22 protein-coding genes are annotated in these 25,057 nt (G+C 45.5%); 2 read left to right on the forward strand and 20 right to left on the reverse strand.

The window, feature by feature from the left end:
• Positions 1 to 4,455 (reverse strand): KxYKxGKxW signal peptide domain-containing protein (locus tag FFM73_RS00265; RefSeq protein ID WP_137629875.1); only part of this gene is annotated, 4,455 nt, incomplete at its 3' end.
• Positions 4,456 to 4,865: 410 nt separating this feature from the next.
• On the opposite strand from FFM73_RS00265, the gene FFM73_RS00270 reads away from it, so the two are divergent.
• Complete coding sequence (locus FFM73_RS00270; protein ID WP_171001133.1) at positions 4,866 to 5,468, forward strand: TetR/AcrR family transcriptional regulator; 603 nt, start codon at positions 4,866 to 4,868, stop codon at positions 5,466 to 5,468.
• 161 nt (positions 5,469 to 5,629) lie between these two features.
• On the opposite strand, the gene glpK is transcribed toward FFM73_RS00270, so the two are convergent.
• The 3 genes from glpK to FFM73_RS00285 all read right to left on the reverse strand — a co-directional run bounded on the left by glpK (position 5,630) and on the right by FFM73_RS00285 (position 8,457).
• Complete coding sequence (gene glpK / locus FFM73_RS00275; protein ID WP_137629806.1) at positions 5,630 to 7,141, reverse strand: glycerol kinase GlpK; 1,512 nt, start codon at positions 7,139 to 7,141, stop codon at positions 5,630 to 5,632.
• A gap of 172 nt (positions 7,142 to 7,313) precedes the next feature.
• Positions 7,314 to 7,502 (reverse strand): 2-hydroxymuconate tautomerase, encoded by a 189-nt coding sequence (gene thmT, locus FFM73_RS00280; protein WP_137629807.1) that lies wholly within the window; start codon positions 7,500 to 7,502, stop codon positions 7,314 to 7,316.
• A gap of 64 nt (positions 7,503 to 7,566) precedes the next feature.
• On the reverse strand, positions 7,567 to 8,457 hold the full coding sequence (locus FFM73_RS00285) for a YitT family protein (RefSeq protein ID WP_137629808.1): 891 nt from the start codon (positions 8,455 to 8,457) through the stop codon (positions 7,567 to 7,569).
• 171 nt (positions 8,458 to 8,628) lie between these two features.
• Here FFM73_RS00285 and FFM73_RS00290 point away from each other — a divergent pair, with 171 nt between their 5' ends.
• Positions 8,629 to 10,050 (forward strand): C69 family dipeptidase, encoded by a 1,422-nt coding sequence (locus FFM73_RS00290; RefSeq protein WP_137629809.1) that lies wholly within the window; start codon positions 8,629 to 8,631, stop codon positions 10,048 to 10,050.
• A gap of 42 nt (positions 10,051 to 10,092) precedes the next feature.
• On the opposite strand, the gene FFM73_RS00295 is transcribed toward FFM73_RS00290, so the two are convergent.
• From FFM73_RS00295 to plsX, 16 genes are all read right to left on the reverse strand, one after another.
• Positions 10,093 to 10,413, reverse strand: coding sequence for a hypothetical protein (locus FFM73_RS00295; RefSeq protein ID WP_137629810.1), 321 nt, complete (start codon positions 10,411 to 10,413; stop codon positions 10,093 to 10,095).
• Between the two features lie 139 nt (positions 10,414 to 10,552).
• Positions 10,553 to 10,915 carry a 50S ribosomal protein L19 gene (rplS, locus tag FFM73_RS00300; protein WP_054656370.1) on the reverse strand — a complete coding sequence of 121 codons (363 nt, stop codon included), beginning with the start codon at positions 10,913 to 10,915 and terminating at the stop codon, positions 10,553 to 10,555.
• A gap of 126 nt (positions 10,916 to 11,041) precedes the next feature.
• The gene (trmD, locus tag FFM73_RS00305) at positions 11,042 to 11,794 is read right to left on the reverse strand and encodes a tRNA (guanosine(37)-N1)-methyltransferase TrmD (RefSeq protein WP_137629811.1); all 753 of its coding nucleotides are present in this window, start codon (positions 11,792 to 11,794) and stop codon (positions 11,042 to 11,044) included.
• Positions 11,794 to 12,315: a ribosome maturation factor RimM gene (gene rimM / locus FFM73_RS00310; protein ID WP_137629812.1), complete on the reverse strand. Its 522-nt coding sequence runs from the start codon at positions 12,313 to 12,315 to the stop codon at positions 11,794 to 11,796. Before rimM ends, trmD begins: the two co-directional genes overlap by 1 nt.
• A gap of 75 nt (positions 12,316 to 12,390) precedes the next feature.
• Positions 12,391 to 12,648 (reverse strand): KH domain-containing protein, encoded by a 258-nt coding sequence (locus tag FFM73_RS00315; RefSeq protein ID WP_089136571.1) that lies wholly within the window; start codon positions 12,646 to 12,648, stop codon positions 12,391 to 12,393.
• Positions 12,649 to 12,657: 9 nt separating this feature from the next.
• Positions 12,658 to 12,933 carry a 30S ribosomal protein S16 gene (rpsP, locus tag FFM73_RS00320; protein WP_054656367.1) on the reverse strand — a complete coding sequence of 92 codons (276 nt, stop codon included), beginning with the start codon at positions 12,931 to 12,933 and terminating at the stop codon, positions 12,658 to 12,660.
• 143 nt (positions 12,934 to 13,076) lie between these two features.
• Positions 13,077 to 13,364 carry a hypothetical protein gene (locus tag FFM73_RS00325; RefSeq protein ID WP_137629813.1) on the reverse strand — a complete coding sequence of 96 codons (288 nt, stop codon included), beginning with the start codon at positions 13,362 to 13,364 and terminating at the stop codon, positions 13,077 to 13,079.
• Positions 13,365 to 13,367: 3 nt separating this feature from the next.
• Positions 13,368 to 14,618, reverse strand: coding sequence for a vWA domain-containing protein (locus tag FFM73_RS00330; RefSeq protein ID WP_137629814.1), 1,251 nt, complete (start codon positions 14,616 to 14,618; stop codon positions 13,368 to 13,370).
• A 15-nt stretch (positions 14,619 to 14,633) separates the two neighbouring features.
• Complete coding sequence (locus FFM73_RS00335; RefSeq protein ID WP_137629815.1) at positions 14,634 to 15,791, reverse strand: ATP-binding protein; 1,158 nt, start codon at positions 15,789 to 15,791, stop codon at positions 14,634 to 14,636.
• Between the two features lie 65 nt (positions 15,792 to 15,856).
• A complete protein-coding gene (ffh, locus tag FFM73_RS00340) occupies positions 15,857 to 17,305 on the reverse strand; it encodes a signal recognition particle protein (RefSeq protein WP_137629816.1) in 1,449 nt (482 codons plus the stop codon).
• Between the two features lie 18 nt (positions 17,306 to 17,323).
• Positions 17,324 to 17,665, reverse strand: a complete 342-nt coding sequence (locus FFM73_RS00345) for a putative DNA-binding protein (protein WP_137629817.1) — start codon at positions 17,663 to 17,665, stop codon at positions 17,324 to 17,326.
• Between the two features lie 132 nt (positions 17,666 to 17,797).
• Entirely contained in the window at positions 17,798 to 19,285 is a 1,488-nt protein-coding gene (ftsY, locus tag FFM73_RS00350; RefSeq protein ID WP_137629818.1) for a signal recognition particle-docking protein FtsY, read from the reverse strand.
• Positions 19,286 to 19,306: 21 nt separating this feature from the next.
• The gene (gene smc / locus FFM73_RS00355; RefSeq protein ID WP_137629819.1) at positions 19,307 to 22,858 is read right to left on the reverse strand and encodes a chromosome segregation protein SMC; all 3,552 of its coding nucleotides are present in this window, start codon (positions 22,856 to 22,858) and stop codon (positions 19,307 to 19,309) included.
• 24 nt (positions 22,859 to 22,882) lie between these two features.
• Positions 22,883 to 23,587 carry a ribonuclease III gene (gene rnc, locus FFM73_RS00360; RefSeq protein ID WP_137629820.1) on the reverse strand — a complete coding sequence of 235 codons (705 nt, stop codon included), beginning with the start codon at positions 23,585 to 23,587 and terminating at the stop codon, positions 22,883 to 22,885.
• A 100-nt stretch (positions 23,588 to 23,687) separates the two neighbouring features.
• The gene (gene acpP, locus FFM73_RS00365) at positions 23,688 to 23,936 is read right to left on the reverse strand and encodes an acyl carrier protein (RefSeq protein WP_137629821.1); all 249 of its coding nucleotides are present in this window, start codon (positions 23,934 to 23,936) and stop codon (positions 23,688 to 23,690) included.
• 71 nt (positions 23,937 to 24,007) lie between these two features.
• Complete coding sequence (gene plsX / locus FFM73_RS00370) at positions 24,008 to 25,045, reverse strand: phosphate acyltransferase PlsX (protein ID WP_137629822.1); 1,038 nt, start codon at positions 25,043 to 25,045, stop codon at positions 24,008 to 24,010.
• Between the last annotated feature and the right edge of the window lie 12 nt (positions 25,046 to 25,057).

The following is a 25,057-nucleotide window of genomic DNA, read 5'->3' on the forward strand; positions in this document are numbered from 1 at the left end:
TACGTCGTCACTGTACTCGCCGGAATCGCTCTGGTAATTACTATTATCATTGCTCAACTGCGTACTGTCGCTGTTGACAGCCGTTTGCTGATCCGAAGTTACGTTGGAACCCAGATCACTCTTTTCCTTCGTATTATCCGAAGTCAATTTACTGTTATCATCACTGAAGTTGCTCAGATCATTGCTCGTCTTGTTCTCATCGCTGGTCAAGGTGCCCGAGGTGGTATTGCTATCACTTAAGTCCGAAGCCACGTTGCTCTGATCACTCTGGAACTTATTCGAGTCGCTGTTGACCTTCGTCTGATCACTGTTGATCGCGCGCTGGTCATTGCTCAACGCATTCGACTTCGCACTGGCGGCACTCGTGACGTCGTCACTGTACTCGCCGGAATCGCTCTGGTAATTACTATTATCATTGCTCAACTGCGTACTGTCGCTGTTGACAGCCGTTTGCTGATCCGAAGTTACGTTGGAACCCAGATCACTCTTTTCCTTCGTATTATCCGAAGTCAATTTACTGTTATCATCACTGAAGTTGCTCAGATCATTGCTCGTCTTGTTCTCATCGCTGGTCAAGGTGCCCGAGGTGGTATTGCTATCACTTAAGTCCGAAGCCACGTTGCTCTGATCACTCTGGAACTTATTCGAGTCGCTGTTGACCTTCGTCTGATCACTGTTGATCGCGCGCTGGTCATTGCTCAACGCGTTCGACTTAACCATAGCTTGATCACTAGCGTATGCATTTTTATCATTATTGTTGGGAACATAGACTGCATTATAATCACTAGTGAACTGTGCAGCATTAGTAACAGTAAGTGCTGATCCAAGACCGTTTTCTTCCTTGCCGACATCACTAACTACGGTACTTTCATTAGTACCCACTCCACCTAAGTCACTATTTAAATTACTTAAATCATTCGAAACCGTCCCAGATGTTGTATCCGAAACCGCAATGTCGCTCATAAACTTCGTTTGATCCGAGGTGAAATCGCTCTGGTTAGGAGTGAAATTGCTTAAATCACTGTTAAGTTGGGCATCATCACTCTTCAGTACCCCGTCATTAACATAGGTGCTGTGACCATTAGAGGCATTAGCACTATCCGTATTGAATATAGTCGTATCACTAGTTAACTTGGCAACTTCATCAGAGGTCCCATTTGAGCCAACGTCTGACTTCTCATTACTCAAATCAGAACTAACTGTACCCAAATCAGAATTCATATTGTTAACATCGCTAAGAACATTAGCTATATCACTGGAAAGGCCAGCTGAATCGTAGTTGCTTTTAACTAAATCTGAAACAAAGTCAGATTGATCATTTGTTAATTTATCAGAAACACCATTAAAGATACCGGCATCTGAAGCTAAAGCGGAGGAATCCTTGGACTGGTTGTTAGTATACGCAACAACTATGCCAGCCTTACCATTATTCGCACTATCAAGAAGCGCATTATCATATGTCAAACTCGTTGCTGGTGTGACTGTTGGCTGCTCAGTACCAGTTGCATAATTTGAAATTGTTAACGTCTGTCCTAAATCAAGAGTCAACCCATTAGCAGAAGCTGTACCATACGCTACTTTGCTTCCTTGTGAAACAGTCGCACCATCACTATTAGTAATGGTATAGTCAAAGGTTTGACCTGCAGGTACATTAGTTGCTGTAACTGAAACCGCCTGGGTCTGTCCCTCTTTAATTTTCTGGGAGCCATAAATAATCTTAATAACCCCACCATTTTCTGGAACAGCATACGTACTTAAATCTGCTGGTTTAGAAATAGGCTTACCATCAAATGTCAAACTTGCAGGTAAATTGGAAGTATCAATACTGCCACCATATACGCCAGTCAAAGCAGCACCACTAACATTAGTGGTAATTGGTTTGCTGAGATTTGTATCAGTCGTACTGATAACATCGCCATCACTGTTCGTTAATGTTGTCCGATATATAGGCTGTTCTGAATAAGCCAGTGCGTTAGCCTTCACTGCAGCATTATAAAAACTCGTGAAGTATGCTTTAGACTGTGGGCTGACATAGTTTGCCTGCTCATGAGGGTTAGTTTCTGATGTATCAACGCTAGCATCAGGAGTTAAAGTAAGCGCTTGACCAGCACTATCTGTAAGTGTTTGGCCACCCTTAGCTGGATTAGTGACCCGATCCCAAACAGCATCCTCTGTTGCTTGCGGAGTATCACCTGTTACTTTTCCAGTTGCTAAATCTTTTAGAGCAGCATCATAAAATGGCTTGATGTAGTGGTAAACATCCCAAGCACCTTGTTGGAATGTCTCTACCTGAGTCTCTTTAGTTGTATCAATAGTTGAATCTAGATTTGCAACTTTAATGTCCTTGGGTGCCGTAGTTGCAGTAATTCCAAGCGCTGTCCACGCAGCATCAGGATCAGCTGCATTTTCTGAGTACATAATTGAAAGCGCCTTATATTTCCCGAGCATAGCTGAACCATACAGCGTACTTACAAGTGCTTTTGAATAAGCATAATAAATATCATTAAAAGCAGAAAAGTTACTGAATGCTTTCATATTCCCAGTTTCAGTCTGAGCGTTCCAATCACTAACTGAGCCGGGAGCTGCAGCCCCAACGTATTCTGCCAGCGTTTCTGTATCATTTACGCCAGCAATACCTTCCATAATACCTAAGCCAGACAAAGCTTTTTTTGCATTCTGATACATTGCTTCTAGGTGAGGCAAAATAGTTGTCAATGAATAAGAGCCATCAATCGTCATTAATGAATGTACCAACGGATAAAGGTTAGCATCTACTTCACCCTGAACCCCAGTATCCGTTGTTGAAGTCACTCCACTAAGATCAGAAATCGTATTAACAGCGGGCATTATCTGATTCAGCACATATTTTTCAGCAGAAGGCACAATCGCATCTATATACGTTGCAAAAATACTATCGATAAACTGACTAAAAACACTGTCATAAAAGTCTTGACTCATTCCTGCAGGCAATTTAAAGGTACCAAGTGACCCCTTTAAATCATCAGCAGTAGCTTGCGGATTTTTATAATCCGTTGAGTGTAAAATGTTTTTTAATGAAAAAGCATGCACATCCTGTTCAAGGGATTGCAAGACACCTGTTCCGGAATCGTCCATACCAGTTTGGGCCATCGCAGCTTTTTGCTGAGGTGACATGCCGTCAATAGCTTTATTCAACTGGCTAACATAACTATCAGAAGCACCATCAAAGTAATAGTAGATTTCCGATAAGTAATTCATATAGGTTCCGAAAGTGGTCGCGTCATTTTTAACTGGCTTCAAGAAGTTACTAAACCTCAATGCATCAGTCGAACCGGAACTATACTCAGTTTCAAGTTCGTTATAATAATTCTGCAATTGAGAAACACTCGCGTTAGTCACAACTTGCTTGGTAGTTAAATCCGTATATGATCCAGTTCCAGCAGCACCCATCAGTGCAATATCACCCATTGTTACAGGAGTTGAAAAAACAGTTTGAACCGAACGCGCTTGTTCATCAGATACCGTACTTGTAGAATACGTCCGCCAAGTTTCTCCTGCCGCTGAAACCGTTAAATTAACCGACTTAAAACCGGCAGTTACCAGTCTCGATTGGATCGAGGTAATTGTCGTTTCGTCAGTAGCTGAGTTCAAGGCTATCGTTAAGGTACCATCTGTGCCAACCTTATAAGTGGATCCAGTTGGTAGACTGGTCAATACCGCAGTTTGAGCAGCAGTTAAATCAACAGGAGCTGTTTTAGCTGCATCACTAGTGGCTGTTTTAGAAGCACCTTGACCCAACTTAACTGAATTTTGAGTTAAATCTAGGGTTGTCGTATCTGAATCAGATGAAGTCTGTCCTGTTTTTACGTTATCACTGCTGTCTGTTGTAGTAGTCTTGCTGGTTGTATCAGCTGTAGCGTTACTGTTATCAGGCAGTGTCTTCGCATCGGACAAGGTACTAGTACCAGATAAAGCGCTGGAATCAGTACTGTTGGTCCCATTGGAAGCAGGCGTGACCGCAGTTTTAGCTGATGTCACATTACCGCTACTGGCATCAGATGCGCCAGAGTTTGTAGCCTTGGTGGCAGTTTTATCCGTGTTCGTTTTTGTTGAGTCAGTAGTTGCTGTATCAGCCGTACTCGTTTTTGTTGAATTGGAAGTTGCTGTATCGGCTGTTGTCGGCGTATTAGCTGCAACATCGCTACCGCTAGATTCATTGGAACTAGACCGTAAAACAGCCGTTGTCGATGATTGGTCAGCTGCTGACACCGTTCCAGTAGATTCTGTTTCTGCATCCTGTTGCGTATCGGCGCGAACAGTATTTGGTGAAAATGTCGCTAACACCGCTGAAAAGCCTAAAGTTAACAAGCTGGCAAATACAAAATTCTTACCAACTTTATACATCTTGTAATGTAATTTTTCATCCGTTAAATCATGAACTAATTGTCGTTCTTTGCGTTGATTTTTTTGCATCATAAAATTCCCCCCAATTCTAAAATTCAGGACCGGCAACTAACTACACTAATAGTTGCAAAATCGGGCATCCGTTTGGCCCCACTCCTCCAAGAAAGGGACTTCTACTCGAAATTAACGATCCATATCATACACTTACCTGACATTGTACATTATTTATACTTAATGTATATAAACACTTCGGCTAAAAGTGTCTATTTTTACTAATTTTTTAATAGTAAATTATTATGTTTTAAAAATAGCGTATCTAACAAGTTGATTGTAAAAAAGGTCTTCTCTTACATAGCTATCGAATTTAATGAAAGCATGATTAACCAGTGTTTTAGCCCAATGAATGCTTACTAAAAGTAATATAAAGTGGTATAATGCTGACATTGAACACTGAAGCATCACTTAAAAAGGCGGCGAACAATATGGCTGACAATTCCTTATCAAGTAATCATCAATCACATCGAACCACTGAACAACTGATTGTTCAATCATTCATTAATTTGTTAAATAAGACACCCAATCACCCACTGAAAGTGACTGATATTTGTCGGGAGGCTTCCATAAATAGAGGCACTTTTTATCATTATTTTGAAAGTGAAGCGGAACTAATTGAAGCCTGTGAAGACCATTTAGTTAATAAATTTTTTTTATTCGGACAACAGATTTTTAAACACCAAACCCTGACTTCCTTTACAAAGCAGCTATCAACTATTCATCTTAATTTTTTCAAACAATTTGTTGATGAACTGCCGCTAATCGATGTATTGTTGCATAAATCACCCAGATCTCACCTAACCGATAAATTAATCGAAGTCATTGAAAATAGCGGCACTGCAGGTTTAGCAATGTTAGCGCCGCACTCAAATAAACAGCTTAGAACCCTGATTGCAGTCGATAGTGCTGCAGAGGTAGTCGGTCTGCTTTCATATTGGAGTATGCATCCCGATATAAAACCTAACGTGCTAGCTGATTTATTATCACTTAGCGAAAAAGGTCAATTTACCCTGCTTCAAGCTAAAAATTAATGTGCTACATAGAAACTAAAAACTGGTATTGGTGAATAACCAATGCCAGTTTTTTTAACATATATAGAAAAAGTACAGCCACAAAATTGTGACTGTACTTTTAAGACACCATCAATATGATTTGATAATAACCCAATTAATATTCAATGTTCATTTAAATTTTACAGATTCTTCTTCGGTTTAAATAACTGAGTGGCCTTAACCGCTTGCTGCCAGCCGGAGTAACAATTCTCGCGGTCTTTAGCAGACATTTGCGGATCGAATTCTTCGCCAGCTTTATGCATCTTTTTAATTTCATCCATATCCTGCCAGAACCCGGTTGCTAGGCCCGCCAGATAGGAAGCACCCAGCGCAGTCGTTTCAGCAATCGCTGCCCGTTGAATATGGGTATTTAAAATATCAGCCTGGAACTGCATCAAGAAGTTATTGTTGGCAGCTCCGCCGTCCACACTCAGCGTCTTAATATCAATGCCGGTATCAGCGGCCATGGTATCCACGACATCACGGGTCTGGTACGCAATGGCTTCCAGCGTGGCTCGGATAAACTGTTCTCGAGTTGTCCCACGCGTCAATCCAAAGACCGCCCCACGGACTTCCTGATCCCAATAAGGGGCACCCAGTCCAGTAAAGGCTGGTACCACGTAGACGTCGTTAGTCGTTTTGGCTTCCACCGCCATTTTTTCGGATTCAGAAGCGTGTTTAAATAGCCGCATGCCGTCTCGCAGCCATTGAACAGCTGAACCGGCAACGAAGATACTGCCTTCTAGAGCGTAAGTCACTTCATTATTGATCCCGTAAGCAATGGTCGTTAATAATCCCTTGTCAGACAGCGTCGGTTCGGTACCGGTATTCATCACGATGAACGCCCCGGTGCCATAAGTGTTCTTAACGGATCCCTTGTCAAAGGCGGTCTGTCCAAACAACGCCGCCTGCTGGTCACCGGCGATCCCGGCAATTGGCACCTGCAGGCCAAAGAAAGTAAACCCAGCCGTGTAACCAAAGGTGTATGACGATGGGTGAACCTCAGGCAACAGACTAGCCGGAATGTTTAACAGGTCTAGAATCTCCTTATCCCACTTTAAATCGTGGATGTTAAACAGCATGGTCCGTGAGGCGTTGGTATAGTCAGTCGCATGTACCCGGCCACCAGTGAGCTTCCACAAGATCCAGGTATCGATCGTGCCAAATAATAATTCGCCCTTTTCAGCCCGTTCACGCACGCCAGGCACGTTATCCAAGATCCACATGATCTTAGTTGCTGAGAAGTAAGAGTCGATCACCAAACCGGTCTTTTTGTGAATTAGATCAGCGTAACCCTTGGCTTTCAGTTCATCCGCGATCTGACTGGTCTGCTTTGACTGCCAGACCACGGCATGGTAGACCGGCTCACCCGTATTCTTGTCCCAGATAATGGTCGTTTCACGTTGGTTGGTGATCCCGATACCCCGAACTTTGTAGGGCTGAATCTTTGCGTCAATGACCGCGTCTGAAATCACCGACTGTACGGCACTCCAAATCTCATTGGCGTCATGTTCCACCCAGCCAGGCTTTGGAAAATGCTGTGTGAATTCACGTTGCGCCTGACCCACAATTTGACCATCCCGGTTAAATAGAATTGCCCGTGTACTCGTCGTACCCTCGTCAATTGCCATTATATACTGTTCGTCATTCATCGATAAGTCTCCATTCGTTTACGTTCTCAAGATAGTTAATCAACCTATAGTATACCGAAGAACGGCGAATTAGCCAACTAAATTTCATTTAAAAGGGGTGATATCAGCACTGTAATCGGTTACACAAAGCCCATCAAAAAAGGGTTAACGCAGTTTCGTTAACCCTTTTGAATTACTTTTCATCGCTTTTAAGAACACCGGCAACACCGTAACGGTTCTTGGCCATTTCTCTCAAAATAACGTGAACGTGTTCAGCGGGTGCACCCGTATCTTTAACAACTGCATCCGTCACGTCTTTAACTAAGTCTTTAAGCTGTTCTTGTGAACGGCCTGCGATTAAATCAATGTTTACGATTGGCATGTGCAATGTCTCCCTTGTTTAAGATGTTAAAAGTATACCCTGTTTCCAGTTTTCAGGCAAGTTTCTAAGATTGTTCCTGCCGTGCCTTTAACTGCTCCGTTTCATCGTAGAAGTTACCCTCAATATCCACGGTGCTGACGAGGTTCACAAACGATTCCGGATCCACCGTTTTGACCACGTGTTCCAGTTCGTACAGTTCATAGCGGGAAATAACCACCATTAAAACTGCTCCTGGCCGCCGCTTATACGCCCCTTGAGCTGGCAGGATCGTCACCCCGCGGATCAGCGTGGCTTTTAGCCCATCGATGACATCATCCGGCTTAGTAGTCACAATAAACGCGGTCAGTTTTTGGTGCCGGGTATGAATGGCATCCACTACCCGCGACATGCCATACAGCGAAATAATCGTGTACATGGCATTTTCCCAGCCAACCAGTGTGCCGGCAACCAAAACAATCACCATATTAATGGCGATCATCAACGTCCCAATAGTTTTACCCGTGGTCTTCTCCAGGATCACCGCGATAATATCCATCCCACCAGTAGAGAAGCCATACTTGAGTGGATAAGCTACCCCGACACCGGTCAAAATACCACCAAACAGCGCACTTAGCAGCGGATTATGTGACAGAGTCTGAATCGGCAGTACCACGGCTAGAATAGAAGTGAGAAATGAGGTCAAGAAACTGTAAATCGTAAATCCCCGGCCAACTTTTAACCAGCCTAGGATGCCAATCGGCACGTTAAATAACAGGATCAGCCAACCGGTATTAATATGGAAATGAAACCACTGCAGCGCCAAAATGGATAGAATTTGCGAAACCCCATTGATCCCCGCGCTAAAAATATTACCTGGAATCAGAAAAAAGTTCAGCGCAATGGCGTTGATCAACGCTGATCCAACGATCAAAGCACATTTAATTGCGAAGTCTTTACGGTCGATAATTGCCTGCATATCAAGCACCCTTTCAACTAATTTGAGTCACAGCATTTATTTAATCACATTTTAGTGGCTTTGCCTATATCAATTAGCCGCTTGGCTTACTTTTAGACTGGTTTATGATACCATGCTTTGGACTGATCTATGATAGAATGCACTTAGCAATCAAGCATTGGAGGAATTCACATGACAGTTACACCTTATTCAGCCTGTACCAGTATTTTAATCGGTAAACAGGCCTCGGTTGATGGCTCAGTAATGATTGGCCGAAATGAAGATTCACGTCCGGCCTGGCCGAAACGCTTTCTGGTTCATCCGGCTGCCACGACCAGTCAAGCTAATTTTGAATCAACGGATAACGGTTTTAAAATGCCGTTACCGGATACCGCTTATAAATACACCGCTACTCCTGAATGGACCGATAAATACGGGTTGTTTGAAGAAGATGGCATCAACGAATACGGCGTGGCAATGAGTGCCACCGAAAGTACGTATGCCAACGACCGGGTATTAGCTGCCGACCCCTTAGTCAAAGATGGCATTGGTGAAGAAGCCATGGTCACGGTTACCTTGCCCTACGTCAAAACCGCCCGTGAAGGCGTTAAACGACTGGGTGCCATCGTAGCGCATTACGGCACGTCTGAGTCCAACGGCATTTTGTTTGCTGACCGTGATGAGGCTTGGTATTTTGAAACGGGTTCCGGTCACTACTGGGTCGCCCAGCGGATCCCGGATGACAGTTACGCGGTGGTAGCCAATCAAATGGCGATTCAAGAGGTTGATTTTGACGACCCTGAGCACTTTATGTGGCAGCGTCACATTAGTGATTTTGTCCGTGAAAACACACTGAATCCGCACCGTAACAGTTTTAATTTCCGGGAAATCTTCGGTACTAACAGCCAAATGGATGCCTACTATAATCTGCCACGGGTCTGGTACGGTCAAAAAATGTTCAATCCAAGTAGTGAACAAGCGACCAACAGCCATCAGTTACCCTTCATCCGCCAAGCAGAAAAATTATTATCGGTGGACGATGCCAAAGCGTTCTTGAGTTCTCACTTCCAAGAAACCCCCTATGATCCAATTGGTGCGGGCTCTGAAGCGGATAAGAAACGTTTCCGGCCAGTTAGTCTCGCTACGACACAGGAATCCCACATCCTGCAACTACGACAATTTAATCAACCTGGATTGTCTGGCATTCAGTGGCTGTCTATGGGGCTTACCGCTCAAAGCGTCTACGTGCCGTTCTACGCCGGTATTACGGAAACGCCGGCCGAATACCAGCGTGGTCTGGAAACGTACAGTCCAGACAGCGCCTACTGGGTCTTCAAACAAGCTGGCGTTTTGGTTGATGCGCACTACGACCAATTTGGTGACCTATTAAAACAAACGCAAAAAGAGTTGAACCAGCAATTTGGACGTTCAGTATTACAGACGGATCAAAAAGCGCAGCACTTAAATGGGATTGAACTGAGTGCATTACTCACACAAGAAAGTATGGCAAATGCGGCACTCGCTTTAAAAAAATACCGTGAGTTAACCGCCGAATTAATTACCCAAGCCACTGCTTTTTCACCATTAAGTTATAAACATGATGCGAATTTGTAACAAAAAGGCACCCACCTTTGAGTGGATGCCTTTTTGATTACCTTAAACTTGAGATAAGAAGTAAATGCCTAGGATCAGAAACAGCGCTGCTTCAAAACTCATGGCAAGTTTTGGCAGCCAATTTCGACTGACTTTAGTGATTTTTCCAGCCCGTTTTTGTGCACTGGCAATCACTGCGCCTAATCCCCACTGCATCAGTATGATCACCAACATTGCTATTAATACGCTACCAGTCAGAAATTGAAAATGAGAATCAACCATTTTAAATAACAGCGTGACCAGTGCCACCAATGCGCTGCCCTGAACCACTAATTGCGTGCTGAAAAGGTGGCGCTGCCGCGGTGTAAATTGATTACCAGACATCTCTGTCACTTCCTTTAGTTAAACCTGTTAACCTCAGAATACAGGTTCAAGTGACAGAACTCAAGAATTTCAATGACACAAAAAAGCGTTCACGTCAGCTAACTGCTAACATGAACGCTTTTTTAACAGAAACGGTCGACTACTTACGAGGACGACGAGCTTCTGGGATACGAGCTGCTTTACCGTTTAATGCACGGATGTAGTAAAGTTTAGCACGACGTACACGGCCGTAACGGATAACTTCCACTTGGGCAACACGTGGTGAGTGAACGGGGAAAGTCCGTTCAACACCAACACCGTTAGAAATCTTACGAACAGTATACATTGATTGGATACCAGTACCGTGACGTTTAATCACGACACCTTCAAACAATTGGATACGTTCGTGAGTTCCTTCAACAACCTTGGCGTGAACACGAATGGTATCCCCAGGGCGGAAGTCAGGAATATCTGTCCGTAATTGATCCTTGTTGATCTTTTCGATTAATTGGTTTTGGCGCATATTGTTTCTCTCCTTCAATCAACATTCATACTCATTCTCGACAGCGGAATGTTGTTAATTGTGGCTAAACAGCCAGTTACTAGAATATCATATCTAAATACCTGAGTAAAGGTTTATTTATAATTACTACTGGTTATCATCTAAATCAATCTGAATATCGCGTAATTTGCGCTTTTGATCGCCAGTCAGGTCTAATTTCTCCAATAGATCTGGCCGTCTGAGCAGCGTGCGTTTCAGCGACTGAATCTCCCGCCATTCATCGATTTTCTGATGGTTGCCGGAGATCAGCACATCGGGTACCTTCATGCCCCGAAAATCAGCTGGCCGCGTGTATTGCGGGTATTCCAGCAAACCAGTCGAAAACGAGTCGCCGGGAGCAGATTCTTCGTTGCCTAATACTCCGGGTAACAACCGGGAAATGGCATCGATCATCACCATGGCCGGCAACTCCCCGCCAGTTAAGACGTAATCGCCCATGGAAATCTCATCCGTAACTAAGGTTCGAATCCGTTCATCGTAGCCTTCATAATGGCCGCAAATAAACGTCAGGTGGTCTTCATGAGCAAAGTTTTCGGCAACCTTTTGCGTAAAGGGTACCCCAGCTGGGTCCATTAAAATAACCCGGCCTTTTTCATGGCCTAAGTCTTGCGCCTTTTTCTGCGTTGCTGCCATGGCATCAAACAGCGGTTGGGCTTGCAATAGCATTCCCGCGCCGCCACCGAAGGGATAGTCATCTACGTTGCCATGCTTGTTGGTAGAATATTGACGAAAATCAGTTACTTCAACTTCCAGCTCATCGCGATCCAAGGCCTTGCCGACAATCGAGTCGTGCAGCGGACCGAACATATCTGGAAATAAACTAAGTACATCGATTCGCATTACTCCAAGCCCTCCATCAGTTCGACAATCACCTGTCCAGCTGACAGATCGATTTTTTTAACCACTTGGTCGATCACGGGTAACAGCAGATCATCCTTACCAGGTCGGGCCACCACCCAAACATCGTTAGCACCAGGTGCCATAATTTCTTTAATGGTACCGATTTTCTTGCCGTCTTCAGTGACCACGTTGAGGCCAATTATCTGATGATAGTAATATTGACCATCATCTAAATCCTTATCACTAAGATCTTCTTCTGCAACTTTCAAAATCAGACCCTTATACTTTAAAACATCGTTGATATTGTCATAGCCGGCCAGCGTAATGAGGATAAACCCCTTGTGCTGACGCGCACTGTTGATCGTAATCGTGCCAATTGGTTTTTGATCCTGGTCGTTTTTAAAGAGCGCTAACTGGCTGCCCTTCTTAAACCGCTGTTTGGGAAAATCGGTTTCGGCAACCACGCGCAGTTCACCACGAATGCCGTGGGTGTTAACAATGGTTCCAACTTTATAGTACATTTAGGCACCTGCCTTCCACTTGATAATTTATCTACGAGAATAAAGAGTAACAAAAAAGCCCCCGAGACATGAGTCTCATTTGGGAGCTTTAGACTCATCGTTAATGACAAGTCGCACACGCTTGGGATCATTGATCCGTACGCTATATACGATTGTGCGAATTGCAGAAGCAACGTGCCCCCGCTTACCAATTACACGACCCACATCGTCACCGGCAACCGTTAAGTGATACTCGTAAAACCGATCAGTTTCAACGCGCTTGATCTCAATGGCTTCTGGATGTTCAACTAGGGGTGTTACAATCGTGGTAATTAATTTTTTAAAGTCAGTCATGACTGATCACTACTTTTTTGAAAACTTAGCTTCGTGATACTTCTTCATGATACCTGCTTGGGAAAGTAATGTCCGAACAGTATCTGAAGGTTGGGCACCGTTGTTTAACCAGTTCATGATACTCTCTTCTTCAAGTTCAACTTGAGCTGGTTCTACAAGTGGGTTATAAGTCCCAACTTTTTCGATGAAACGGCCATCACGAGGACTCCGTGAGTCCGCAACAACAATACGGTAGAATGGGCGCTTCTTAGAACCCATTCGCTTTAAACGAATCTTTACTGACATGCATGACACCTCCTGTTAATTCTTTCAACGATAAATAATATACCAGTTATCTAGTGGGTTGTAAAGGTTTTTTTCTTTACACCTTGAAACAATGTGGCTGTAAGCCTGAATAACCTTTTTAAATTTAATCACGCAAAATAATTTCACTTAAAGGGTTGCAGTAAAAATTCCCGGCTGCCCGGCGCAAAATCAGCTTGATGCTGATGAATAAATGCCATGACACTGCCATAATCGCTGGGATCCGCAAACTGGTGATCAGTTTGAACGGCCTGCAGCGACAGTGCAAATTGTAAATCGTCAACCGTCATGAACTGTCTGGCTAACGGGTTTTCGTCGTTTACGCGCTGCCAGTCATTTTTCAAAATACTTTGTGCCCGCTTAAACGGCAGATCTTGCTGGATCACGGCACGTAATTGCTGTCCTGTCAGCATAAGCTACTTCCTTTCACGAATCACGGTGACCATTCCAATGGCTTTTTTAACCGACAGATCAGCCTTGGTGGTCGTTAAACCCCAGATCAAATTGGTTAATCCATGCGTATCCACCGCATCTTCACCATGCCCATCGGTTAGAATCAGTACCAGCGCATTACTATCGTTAGCACCCCGTTTAAGTAACCAATCAAAAATCGGCTGGTAAGCAGTCCCGCCGCCAGCAACCCGCTGAAAGATCACTTGGTTGCCGTGCGAAACGGATTGCTGCCGGTCATCATACACAACCGCGTCAAACGGAATTATCGTTATTTTATCACGATAGCGCTTTAATAGCTGGACAATCTGTCCGAGAATGTTTTGGACTTCATCATCCGTCATGGAACCGGATTGGTCCACAAATAAAAACAACTGGCGGGTCGCCGCTCTAGTCACCCCTGGTAATTCCAGTCGGTATGGCTGCCGGCGGTTAAACCGGTTAAACGCCGGTTCCTGTAATTTTCGCGGTCCGTTTAGACCAACCATGACGAGTTTGCGCCAGTCCAAGCCCAATTTTATTGGTCGCCGATTCAGCCGGTGTTGTAATCGAGTCGGTATTAAGCCCCGCTGCTTGGTCGGGGTCTCCTGCCAAGAACTCACTACCAGTTGATCTAACTGTAATTGCGCCTCTTGATCCAGTTTCTGCCAACCAACGTGAGTTTCCGGTGACTGGCCCAGCATTTTTTTGACCTGTTGTACCTTGGTTCCATCTTGATCTTTTTTTAAGACTAGTTTCAATTGCGCCAAATATTCTGCCGATCCCAGATCAGCCGCTAAATGCAACCCTAATTTAAAATTAACCTGCTGGCGCGTGACAGCCCCTGGATATAGCGGATGCAGGTGGTCGTTGATCGCCATATCCGTTGCTAATTGAACCAGCTGGTCCGCACCTTGTCCTGCGTAACGCTGAGGGTGCTGCCAAGCTAAATGGCTCACCACGTGTTCCACTAGACTCAACAGGTCTTCGTCCGAACGCACCATCTCATTTAAGCGCTGTGGGTTAATTAACAAGGCTGGCCGCTTAGCTGTGGTAAGCGCAATGGCTACTGGCAGCTGCGGATCAACCCGTTTATCTAGACGTAGCAGTAACTCACCGTAAAAGCGCTGAGAATTTAGCAGCTGACTGGTAACAGCTGCAAACAGTCTTTGAGTCTGCTGCTGGGTTTTTTTCGGCTCTTTTTGGGTCGCCAAGTCGTTTAACTGCGAATGAAACATCAACTAGGCCTTCTTTTAGTTAACGTCATTTTTCAATCCAATCGCCGTCAGCTGATCGTACAGCTGCTTAACGACCGGATGCTGCTGAGCTGCCTCATAAAGCTGTTCCAACAAATTAGGCACTTCGGCGAGTTTCAGTGCCACCGCAAACTGACCGTCCACCGGCATCAAATTTAACAGCGTGGTAAACCGCGCGGCATAGGTTTCCTTAGTCAGTGGAAATTCACCGGCCTGCTGAATCAAACTGTTCATGATCGACTGCTGCTGGTCAATGCCAGCTTCATTAAAAATCTGGGTCACTGTCGGGTCTAATAGATCGCCAGTATAGATTTCTTGTGCGCTGAGGCCCACCTGCTGCTGACGGACGAACTGTTCGAAGCTGCGAGCCACCGTGACCCCAAGATCACCTTGAAGCAGGTCTAAGCGCAATTTTGACTGCTGATCAGCAGGTAATTGATTAAGTTCTTGTAAGTTACGCGACACGCGCTGCCAAGCTCGAGGTGTGGGATAGAGATCATCATCGTGGTCAGCCGGAGCCAGTTGCTGTGGATTTTCTTCAATATACCGGCGCACGCTTTTAACGATGTTGCCCGGACCTTGCGCCCACTGCAGCCAATCCGCTGTATCAGCCCGCATCACTAGGCGCACGGTCCGGTCATTAATGGCGGCGTCTCCCACCGTCACACCATAGTCGCTGGTTTCAAACCCCGTCATGGTCGCGTCAGGATTTTCAGCTAACACCATGCGGACTTGATCAGGCAGCCGCAAGGAATTGATCTGCCGCTGAAGTACCAGGTTCATTAACTCACTTTGCACCGCCTGCGTACCGCGATTAAACTCATCCAAAAACCAAATGATCGACTGCTGCGGATGCGCTTCGGCCCACTGAATAATTTCAATCAGGGTATGGGTATAACCAAACTTAACGTCGGCTAATTCACCATACTGCGAAGTTTTCACAAATGCCGCATCCGTCATGGGCGGTACTGGGATGGCCAGATCACCTTTTTCAGATAGGCTGACCACAGTTGTAAACAGTTTGGCATTCATTTTCGCCGCAACCGTTTGAATTAATGCTGACTTGCCAATTCCGGCCTCACCAACCACGGCTGGTACGTTACCAGCTTTGATCACCACCGGAATGGCTGTTACTAATTCTTGAAACGATAACATCTATCCGCCTTCTTCTTATTTCCAAAAAAGAGCCCAGGATATGCACCCCCGACTCCATAGCTGACTTATTTACGACGCCGCTTTAATTTGTTACGTCGCTTTTTATTTTTCTTAATGCGCCGAGACATTGACTTCATTGCCATCTGGCCCATTTTGCCGCCCATGGCGTTACCCATGCCGGCATTGTTCATCATGTTTTGCATTCCGGACATATTCCCATTAGAAACTTGATTCATCATCTTTTTCATTTGGTTAAACTGCTTGATCATCCGGTTGACTTCTTGAACTGGCCGACCAGAACCAGCTGCAATTCGCCGCCGCCGTGATGGATTCAGCACGTCTGGTTCCGTCCGTTCCTGTTCCGTCATCGAGTAGATGACCGCCTTCACGTGTTCCAGATCTTTAGGATCCATTTTGGCATTGGCCAAAGCTGGGTTATTCGCCATTCCAGGAATCATCTTCATGATCTGATCCATGGGCCCCATCTTTTGAATCTGCTGCATTTGATCCAAGAAATCGTTGAAATCAAACGAGTTTTCCCGCATCTTTTCGGTTAATTCCTGCGCGTGCTTCTCATCAACGTCCTTTTGGGTCTTTTCAATCAGGGATAGCATATCCCCCATACCCAGGATTCGTGAAGCCATTCGGTCGGGATGGAAGACGTCCAGATCAGACATCTTTTCACCTTCACCAACAAACTTGATTGGTTTGCCAGTTACCGCACGAATTGACAGTGCAGCACCACCACGGGTATCACCGTCTAACTTGGTTAAAATGACCCCGGTGACATCGAGTTTCTCATCAAAACCCTTGGCAGTCGCCACGGCATTTTGACCAGTCATGGCATCCACGACCAGCATAATTTCATCAGGATGGGCTAACTCTTTGATCCGCGCCAGTTCGTCCATCAGCTGTTCGTCGATCTGCAGCCGACCAGCAGTATCAATAAAGACGTAATCGTTATGGTCAGCTTCGGCTTTAGCCAGCCCTTGACGCACGATTTCCACTGGGTCAGTGTCCGTTCCCATTTCAAAGACGGGCACGTCGATCTGTTTACCAACGGTCACTAATTGGTCAATAGCGGCTGGCCGGTAAACATCAGCAGCAATCATTAACGGACGGGCCTTTTCTTCGGTTTTAAGCCGGTTAGCTAATTTACCGACCGTGGTCGTTTTCCCAGCCCCTTGAAGCCCAGCCATCATAATAACGGTGGGAATCTTCGGTGACTTATTTAGTGGGACGGCCGTTTCACCCATCGTTTTGGTTAATTCTTCGTCAACGATCTTAACGATTTGCTGGGCGGGGTTTAAACCTTCCAGTACCTTGGTACCGACTGCTCGGTCACGGACCGTTTTAACGAAATCCTTCACCACGTCAAAGTTAACGTCGGCTTCTAGTAAAGCCAGTCGAATCTCACGCATGGTGTCGCGTAAGTCGCTTTCAGAAATTTTACCCTTGCCACGAAGTTTCTTCATGGCGTTTTGTAAACGCTCGGTTAGTCCTTCAAATGCCATTTGTTATGCACCTAACTTTCATTCTTCTTCAGCCGATTCCAATTGGTGGACCAGCTGGTTAAGTTGTTGATCTTTTGGATAATGTTTTGCGACATAGCTCTGAATCTCGTCCGCTAGCTGATTGCGCTGAGTGAACTCTGCCAGCAGATGGAGCTTTTTTTCATAGGTTTCCAGAATTTTTTCAGTCCGTCGAATATTATCATAGACTGCTTGACGGCTGACATTAAAATCCTCCGCAATTTCGCCTAGTGAATAATCATCGCCGTAATAGAGCTGCATGTAATCATTTTGCTTCTTAGTCAACAGCGGCTGATAAAAGGCAAACAGCGAGTTGATCCGGTTATTTTTTTCAATCTCCACGTTGCCACCTCCATTCGCCTGCAGATAAGTTTAATCTAGCCTATTCATTATACCAAATTCTAACTATTACGATAGGGTTTCCTTGGAAAAGTCAAAAAGTCGTTAAGTCCCGATAGACTAACGACCTCTTGTCTATTTAACATCGATCAACCCTTTGAACAGGCCATAGACAAATTCACTTGGTTCAAATGGCCGGAGATCATCCACTTGTTCACCTAAGCCCACGTACTTAACTGGTAAATGCAGCTCGTTTCTAATGGCCAAAACGATCCCGCCTCGCGCGGTCCCATCCAGTTTGGTCAGGACAATGCCGGAGACGTTGGTCGCTTCCTGAAACAGCTTGGCTTGGTTCAAGGCGTTTTGACCAGTAGTTGCGTCCAGCACCAGTAAGACTTCGTGAGGGGCATCCGGAATTTCGCGGGTGATCACGCGCTTCATCTTCTCCAATTCGTTCATCAAATTGGTTTTGTTCTGCAGCCGGCCAGCCGTATCCACAAATAAAATGTCGTAGTTTTCGCTCTTGGCTTTTTTGAGGGCGTCATAGACCACGGCAGACGGGTCACTTTGCTCTGGCTTTTTAACAATGTCCACGCCATCCCGCTGCGCCCAAACATTCAATTGCTCGATTGCACCGGCACGGAAGGTATCTGCTGCGGCTAACAGCACTTTTTTACCCTGCTGTTTGAACAGGTTGGCCATCTTACCGATCGTAGTGGTCTTCCCGACACCGTTAACGCCGACAAAAAGAATCACGGTTGGCCCCTCTTTAGCAAAGTTCAACCCATTATTTTCGTTGGTGCCAGCCTGATCGTAAAGTTCAATCAGTTTTTTAACCACCACGTTTTGAACGTCTTTAGACTTCTTCACGTTTTTAAGCTTCACTTCTTCACGCAGCTCATCGCTGATCTTCATGGCCATATCGTAGCCAACATCCGCGCCAATCAGCGTTTCTTCCAGATCATCGAAGAAGTTCTCATCAACGGAACGGAAATTAGCCAGCAAATGATTCAACCGCTGACCAAACGTTAGCCGCGATTTTTCTAGACCTTTGTCGTAGCGCTCAGCATCGGTTGTTGCCGGCTGTTCGTCATCGCTAGATTCAGCATTGTTGGTTCCAGTATTGTCAGCAGCTAGTGTCGGTTGTTCGACGTCAGTTTCAGCTTGTTTTTTTTCTGGTTCAGCCGATTCCGCTTGCTGCGATTCAGGCTCCTGAGATTCAGATTTTTGTGACTCAGGTTCTTGATCAGTACTGGTTTCAGGTGTTTCAACTGTTTCTGTCTGCTGCTCGTCTTGATCAGCAGGCGTTGCTGACTCTGCTGGTTTTTCTGGAGTCGCTTCAGTCGCTTTAACCGTTTGTGGTTCTACTGGTGATTCAGCTTCATCAGACTGATTTTCATTAGTAGGTGTTTCAGCAATTTGAGCTGGCTTTTCCGCTGCTGGTACATCTGATATAGTGACAGTCTTAGCAGCCGATTCATCCGTTTTAGGCGTTTCTTTTACTGTTTCTGCTGTTTCTGTTGAATTGTCGGTTTTTGGTGTTTCCACTTTTGGTGCTTGTTCGTCAGTTTTTTTCGACTTATCCTGCTTGGCACGGCGTTTGAAAAAATCAAATAATCCCACAAGATCACATCCTTTATCACATTATTTTGAGGCTGGTACTTGATCTAGATCTACGGAAACCAGTTTAGACACACCGGATTCCTGCATCGTGATGCCGTATAGACGATCAGCTTGAACCATGGTTTCCTTCCGGTGAGTGATCACAATAAACTGTGTATCATCGTTAAAATTATTCAAGAAACTTGCAAATCGAGCGGTATTAGCTGGATCCAAAGCCGCTTCTGCCTCATCCAGCACGCAAAATGGCGCTGGCTGAACTTGCAAAACCGCAAACAAAAGCGTAATGGCCGTTAATGCCCGCTCACCGCCAGAGAGCAGCCGCATATTTTGCAGGCGTTTGCCAGGTGGTTCAGCCATGATTTCAATGCCGGTCGTCAGTAAGTTCTTGGGTTCGGTCAAAACTAGCTTGGCTTCACCGCCACCAAACATTTTAATAAAGGTTTCCTGAAACTTCTGATTTAAGACTTTAAACGTTGTATCAAAGCGTTCGATCACTTGCTGATCCATTTCAGTCATCGTTTCTAACAAATTATCTTTTGAGGCGCTGAGATCTTCTTTTTGCTGGGTCAAAAAATCATAACGAGTCTTGACTTGGTCATACTGATCAATGCTGCCAACGTTCACGTCTCCTAAATCAGCCAAGCCGCGCTTAAGTAGCTTCAACTTTTCTTGGATCTTAGCCAATGGTAACGCCACTTGATGCTGCCTGGCAAAGGCCAAACTCACGTGGTAAGTTTCGGCCAGTGTTGTTTGGTGCTGATCGACTTGCGAACTGAGCTGTGAACAAGCCACGTCTAATTTCTGGACTGCTAACTGTTCGTTATTTAGCGTGGCCGTCGCCAATTGGTTGGATCGTTCCAAAGTGGCCTGCTGGTCATTTGCAGTACCCAGGTCCAAATTCAGCTGTTTTAAAGTGGCCTGCAAATGTTGCTCCTTGTCAGTCAGCTGCTTCAAAGTGGCTTCGTGCGTCTGAGTCGACTCGCCAGTCTGAGACTGGGCCGCGTTCAGCGTATCAATGCGTTGCTGCAGCGTCTCAATCTCATCTTTCAGCGTCTTGACACGCTGGGCTTGTTCCGTGGTCTCTTTACTTAGTTGTTTGGCTTGCACCGACTTGGTAGTCACGACTGCCCGCTGATCTTGATACTGCGTACTCAGTTGCTGAACCGATTCACTGCGTTGATCCTGCTGCTGTTTTAGCGTCGCCATTTGGGCTTTTAACGCTGCTAGTTTTTGTTCAGCAGTCGCTGTGTCTTGCTGGTTATGTTTTAACTGACCAGCAAAATCTTCACCATCCTGGTCAAGGCCCCACTGCGCTTGGTGAGTCGCAATTTGTTTTTTAATTGAGGCCACGCGATCCGACAGTAATTTAACCTGATTTTCGGCTTGCTGACGCGTTGCGTTTAACACATTGAGCTGGTCTTGATAATCACTGGGATCCGCTTTTTCTTGGACAGCTTTCAGCTGCTTTAATTCGGTCTGTTTAGCTGCCAGTTGACTGGTCATTTGCGTAATGTTGGCCTGCAACTTAGTCAGTTCTTGTCTCTGACTCAAAATGCCATGGTGTTCGTGTTTATCCTTACCGCCAGACATGGCCCCGCTAGTCGAGATCACTTCCCCAGCTAGTGTAATGATGCGATAACGGTGGTGAATCAGGTTAGCTAAAGCCACGGCATGGTCTAAATCAGCCGCAAAAATCACGTTACCCAGTAAATGATCCACAACTGGTTTTAACTGTGTCTCGCTGACCTGCACTAAATCTGCAGCCACGCCTAAGAACCCAGGCGCCTGCTGACATTTGGCTAACACATTCTCGGCCACGTAAGTGATCTTCAGTTTATTCAGTGGCAAAAAGGTGCTACGGCCAAGCTGATGTTTGGTCAAATACCTAATCGCCGCCTTACCAGCCGTTTCATCGCTGACCACCACGTGTTGCTGCTGAGCCCCAATGGCCGCTTCAACCGCCTTGGTGTACTTTGCTGGCACATTTAAGATCTCCGCTACGGGACCGATGATGCCAGTCAGCTGGCCAGCAGCTTTTAACACCGCTTTAGTTCCTTGATAAAAGCCGGTGTAATTTTGCGCTAATTCCTGCAGACTTTTCAAGCGGGCCTTAGCCTGCTGGCTGATCTCCAGAGCAGACAGCCACTGCTCATTTAACTGATCAATTTGCTGCTGCCGTTTTTGGTGCTGTTCTTTAAGCTGCTGACAATTAGCTTGCAGGTCGTCAAATTGCTGCTGCTGTGTCTGCAATTGCTGCTTAGCTGTGTTTAATTTAGCCTCCTGCTGGGACCGCTCAGTCTGCAATTCACGCAGTCGCTGATTGGCTTGCTCACTGGCAGAAGTTGCCCGTTGCTGATTCTTTTCTAAAAACTGTTTTTGATTATGCAGCGTCGTTAGCGTCTGTAGCTGATCAATGTAATCGTTTTGCAGTTGGTCAGCTTCATCCGCCAATTTTTGCTCATCCAAGGCCGCCAGCTGAGTCTTCAACTGACTAGCACTGCTACGATCAGTTTTCAAAGCTTGTTTTAACGTTTGCAACTGCATCTCAGTTGCCGTTAGTTTAGCCTGAACCTGTTTCAGGTTCGTTTGGGCAGCGTTAACCCGTGTACTTAACTCACTTAAGGTTTGCTGCTGGTGTTTTTGGCGTTCTGAATCAACCGCCTGCGCGCCAGCCATTTGCTGTCTGCGCGACGTGATATCCAGTAACTGCTGGTTAGTGTCGTCCTTTTGCTTGGTGAGTGACTGTGTGGCTTGACGGGCCTGCTCTAACTGCGCAGAGTTGTCGGCCAGCTGTTTTTTAGTGTCCGTTACTCGTGACTGCTTTTCCTTTAGTTCAGCTCGTTGATCTTTCAAACGTGTCTGTAAGTCATCACTCTCAAGAACAAGCCGCGTCTGGTCCAGTTCATCAAACTGCTTTTTTTGCGCTACGTATTCCTTAGCTAAACTAGCTTGCTGCGCTAGAGGTTCAATTTGACCCCCTAGTTCTGTCATGAGATCGTCGACCCGATCAATGTACCCCGCTGTTTGGTCCAGTTCGCGCTTGGCTTTTTCCTTACCCAACCGGTACTTAGAGACGCCAATCAGTTCTTCAACGATAAACCGCCGTTCTTCGGGTTTACTGTTAAAAATCGCTTCCACGCGACCTTGTGAGATCATTGAAAAGGCATTATCGCCAATCCCTGAGTCCATAAACAGGTTCAAAATATCTTTTAACCGGCAGTCTTGGCCGTTGAGCTGATAACTGCTGTCGCCATTGCGAAACAGTTTTCGAGTGACGTTGATTTCACTGTATTCTGACTTTAAATACTGGTCAGAATTATCCAAAACCATGGTGACGCGGGCCCGATTCAACGGCTTGCGCTTGGCAGAGCCATTAAAAATCACGTCTGGCATCCGGCTGCCACGCAGATTCTTGGCGGATTGTTCGCCCAGCACCCAGCGAATCGCTTCACTGATATTGGATTTACCACTCCCATTGGGGCCCACGATGCCAGTAACGCCATCCTCAAATTCGATTTTGGTATCGTCCGCAAACGACTTGAAACCACTAATTTCTAGCGATTTTAGTTTCATAGCTGTTCCCCACTAACTTCAATATTAGACTTCGTGATCCGGTTCAAGTTTAAACAAGGCCTGCTTGGCAGCACCCTGTTCCGCGTTCTTCTTGGAATGGCCAACGCCGACACCCAGTTCTTTACCGTCAATTTTGACGGCCACTTTAAAGGCCCGGTCATTATCCGGTCCATTTTCAGACAGTAATTCGTAATCGATTACCGCAGGACCGTTCTTTTGCGCAACTTCCTGCAGTTCCGTCTTGTGGTCAAAGAATTCATCAAACCGACCCTCATCAAGTTTTGGAAAAATGACCTGGTCAGAAAATTTACGGACTGGTTCCACTCCTTGATCAAGGTATAAAGCGCCAATAAAGGATTCAAAAATATCGCAAAGTAATGAATCCCGTTCCCGAGCGTGCGCCTTCTCTTCACCCTTGCCTAACCGGATGTACTGGTCAAAGTGGCATTCCCGAGCGAAGCTGGCAAAACTGTCTTCGTTGACCATGGCTGCCCGCAGACGGGTCAAGCGGCCCTGCGGCATTTTGGTGTAACGCTTATAAATGTAGTCGGAAACAACTAACTGCATGACCGCGTCACCTAAAAATTCGATCCGTTCGTAAAACTTTAAATTCTGATTAGGATGTTCGTTGACGTAAGACGCCTGAGTAAATGCCTCGTCCAGCAAACTCTTATTTTTTATTACAATATTAAAATTAGTTTTAAGTAACTCATCTAATCCCTTAATCAAGATTCGTAACGCTCCTTTTTAATTTAATTTGATACAAGGAAAAAGGCTGTGACAAAACAAATCGTTTCACCGCAACCTTTCCGTTTATTAATCGATACTGCTATTTCTTAGCACTGTTAGACGCAATGTAATCAACAGCTTCACCAACAGTGTTCAAGCTTTCGGCCGCATCGTCCGAAATCTCCGCACCAAAGGTATCTTCCAGTTCCAAAATAAATTCCACAAAATCAATGGAATCCGCATCAAGGTCGGTCTTAAAGTTTAAGTCTAACGTGATCTTGTCACGGTCAACTTCAAACCGGTCCGCAATGATGTCAGCTATTTTATTAAAAATTTCATCTTTAGACATAATTTACCTCACCCTAATTTAGTTCAACAATCAGTTTAGCACAAACCATTCAGAAACGGTAGAACTACTGCTTACTTCTGCATGTCAGCCTTGGCCTGCGCCATCTCTTCACTGTGGGCGTTAAAGTACTCGACCACGTTATCAACGGAATGGTTTTTAAGCATAGTCTGGATCTGACCGATCGTGTTGGCAATAGTTTCAGCCTTAGCTGAGCCATGGGTTTTAATGACCGGGGCCTTCACCCCCAGCAAAACGGCGCCACCATACTTTGAATAGTCCATTTTAGACTGAATATCTTTAAAGACCGGTTTCAGCATGGCTGCTCCCAGCTTACTGGAGATTCCGCCAGCCATAATGCTGCTCTTGATCAATTTTAGCATGGACAGTGCAGTGCCTTCAGTGTTCTTAAGCACGGCGTTGCCAGTAAACCCATCCGTAACCACCACGTCAGCTGCTCCGTTTAAAAGTTCACGCGACTCCACGTTACCGATAAAGTTAAGGTCTTTGGCAGTCGCCAAAACTTCATGAACGGCCTTGTGGACCATATCGCCCTTATCCGCTTCGGTCCCGTTATTGAGCAGGCCAATGCGAGGATTTTTAACGCCCATGACGGTCTGGGCATAATACTTGCCTAAAATAGCGTACTGGTACAAATTAAACGGTTTAGAATCGGCGTTAGCACCTACGTCCAGCATCAAAAACTGATTCTGATCTGGATTATTCAACACGGGTAGTGTCGTAGTCAATCCGGGACGGTCGATCCCTTTGATCCGGCCAATGATCAGCAGACCGGCTGCTAACAAAGCCCCGGTATTTCCTGCTGAAAAGAAGGCGTCATCCTTCCCATCACGAACCGCCTGCGCAGCCAGCACGATACTGGACTGCTTTTTACGCCGAATGGCACGGACGGGTTCGTCTTCCATCGCAATCACTTCATCCGCCTGAACGAGATTGATATGATCCGCGTTGTTCAAAAACGGTTTGACTTTGTCAGTTTGACCGTAGAGATCAAACTCAATTTCTGGATAGCGGTCACGGGCAAGTTCAATCCCCGCAACAACTTCTTTAGGGGCGTAATCACCGCCCATTGCATCAACAGCAATTTTCAATGTTATTCATCC

The sequence above is a fragment of the Secundilactobacillus hailunensis genome (assembly GCF_005405185.1).
Classification (GTDB): domain Bacteria; phylum Bacillota; class Bacilli; order Lactobacillales; family Lactobacillaceae; genus Secundilactobacillus; species Secundilactobacillus hailunensis.

Excerpts from the sequence above, each read along its gene's own strand:
- FFM73_RS00295 (WP_137629810.1), bottom strand. The coding sequence starts at position 10,413 with ATGTCTGGTAATCAATTTACACCGCGGCAGCGCCACCTTTTCAGCACG.
- trmD (WP_137629811.1), bottom strand. The coding sequence starts at position 11,794 with ATGCGAATCGATGTACTTAGTTTATTTCCAGATATGTTCGGTCCGCTG.
- glpK (WP_137629806.1), bottom strand. The coding sequence starts at position 7,141 with ATGAATGACGAACAGTATATAATGGCAATTGACGAGGGTACGACGAGT.
- ffh (WP_137629816.1), bottom strand. The coding sequence starts at position 17,305 with ATGGCATTTGAAGGACTAACCGAGCGTTTACAAAACGCCATGAAGAAA.
- FFM73_RS00285 (WP_137629808.1), bottom strand. The coding sequence starts at position 8,457 with ATGCAGGCAATTATCGACCGTAAAGACTTCGCAATTAAATGTGCTTTG.
- rpsP (WP_054656367.1), bottom strand. The coding sequence starts at position 12,933 with ATGTCAGTAAAGATTCGTTTAAAGCGAATGGGTTCTAAGAAGCGCCCA.
- FFM73_RS00335 (WP_137629815.1), bottom strand. The coding sequence starts at position 15,791 with ATGTTATCGTTTCAAGAATTAGTAACAGCCATTCCGGTGGTGATCAAA.
- smc (WP_137629819.1), bottom strand. The coding sequence starts at position 22,858 with ATGAAACTAAAATCGCTAGAAATTAGTGGTTTCAAGTCGTTTGCGGAC.
- FFM73_RS00315 (WP_089136571.1), bottom strand. The coding sequence starts at position 12,648 with ATGACTGACTTTAAAAAATTAATTACCACGATTGTAACACCCCTAGTT.
- FFM73_RS00290 (WP_137629809.1), top strand. The coding sequence starts at position 8,629 with ATGACAGTTACACCTTATTCAGCCTGTACCAGTATTTTAATCGGTAAA.
- acpP (WP_137629821.1), bottom strand. The coding sequence starts at position 23,936 with ATGTCTAAAGATGAAATTTTTAATAAAATAGCTGACATCATTGCGGAC.
- rimM (WP_137629812.1), bottom strand. The coding sequence starts at position 12,315 with ATGTACTATAAAGTTGGAACCATTGTTAACACCCACGGCATTCGTGGT.
- FFM73_RS00330 (WP_137629814.1), bottom strand. The coding sequence starts at position 14,618 with ATGTTTCATTCGCAGTTAAACGACTTGGCGACCCAAAAAGAGCCGAAA.
- rplS (WP_054656370.1), bottom strand. The coding sequence starts at position 10,915 with ATGCGCCAAAACCAATTAATCGAAAAGATCAACAAGGATCAATTACGG.
- FFM73_RS00325 (WP_137629813.1), bottom strand. The coding sequence starts at position 13,364 with ATGCTGACAGGACAGCAATTACGTGCCGTGATCCAGCAAGATCTGCCG.
- thmT (WP_137629807.1), bottom strand. The coding sequence starts at position 7,502 with ATGCCAATCGTAAACATTGATTTAATCGCAGGCCGTTCACAAGAACAG.
- FFM73_RS00270 (WP_171001133.1), top strand. The coding sequence starts at position 4,866 with ATGGCTGACAATTCCTTATCAAGTAATCATCAATCACATCGAACCACT.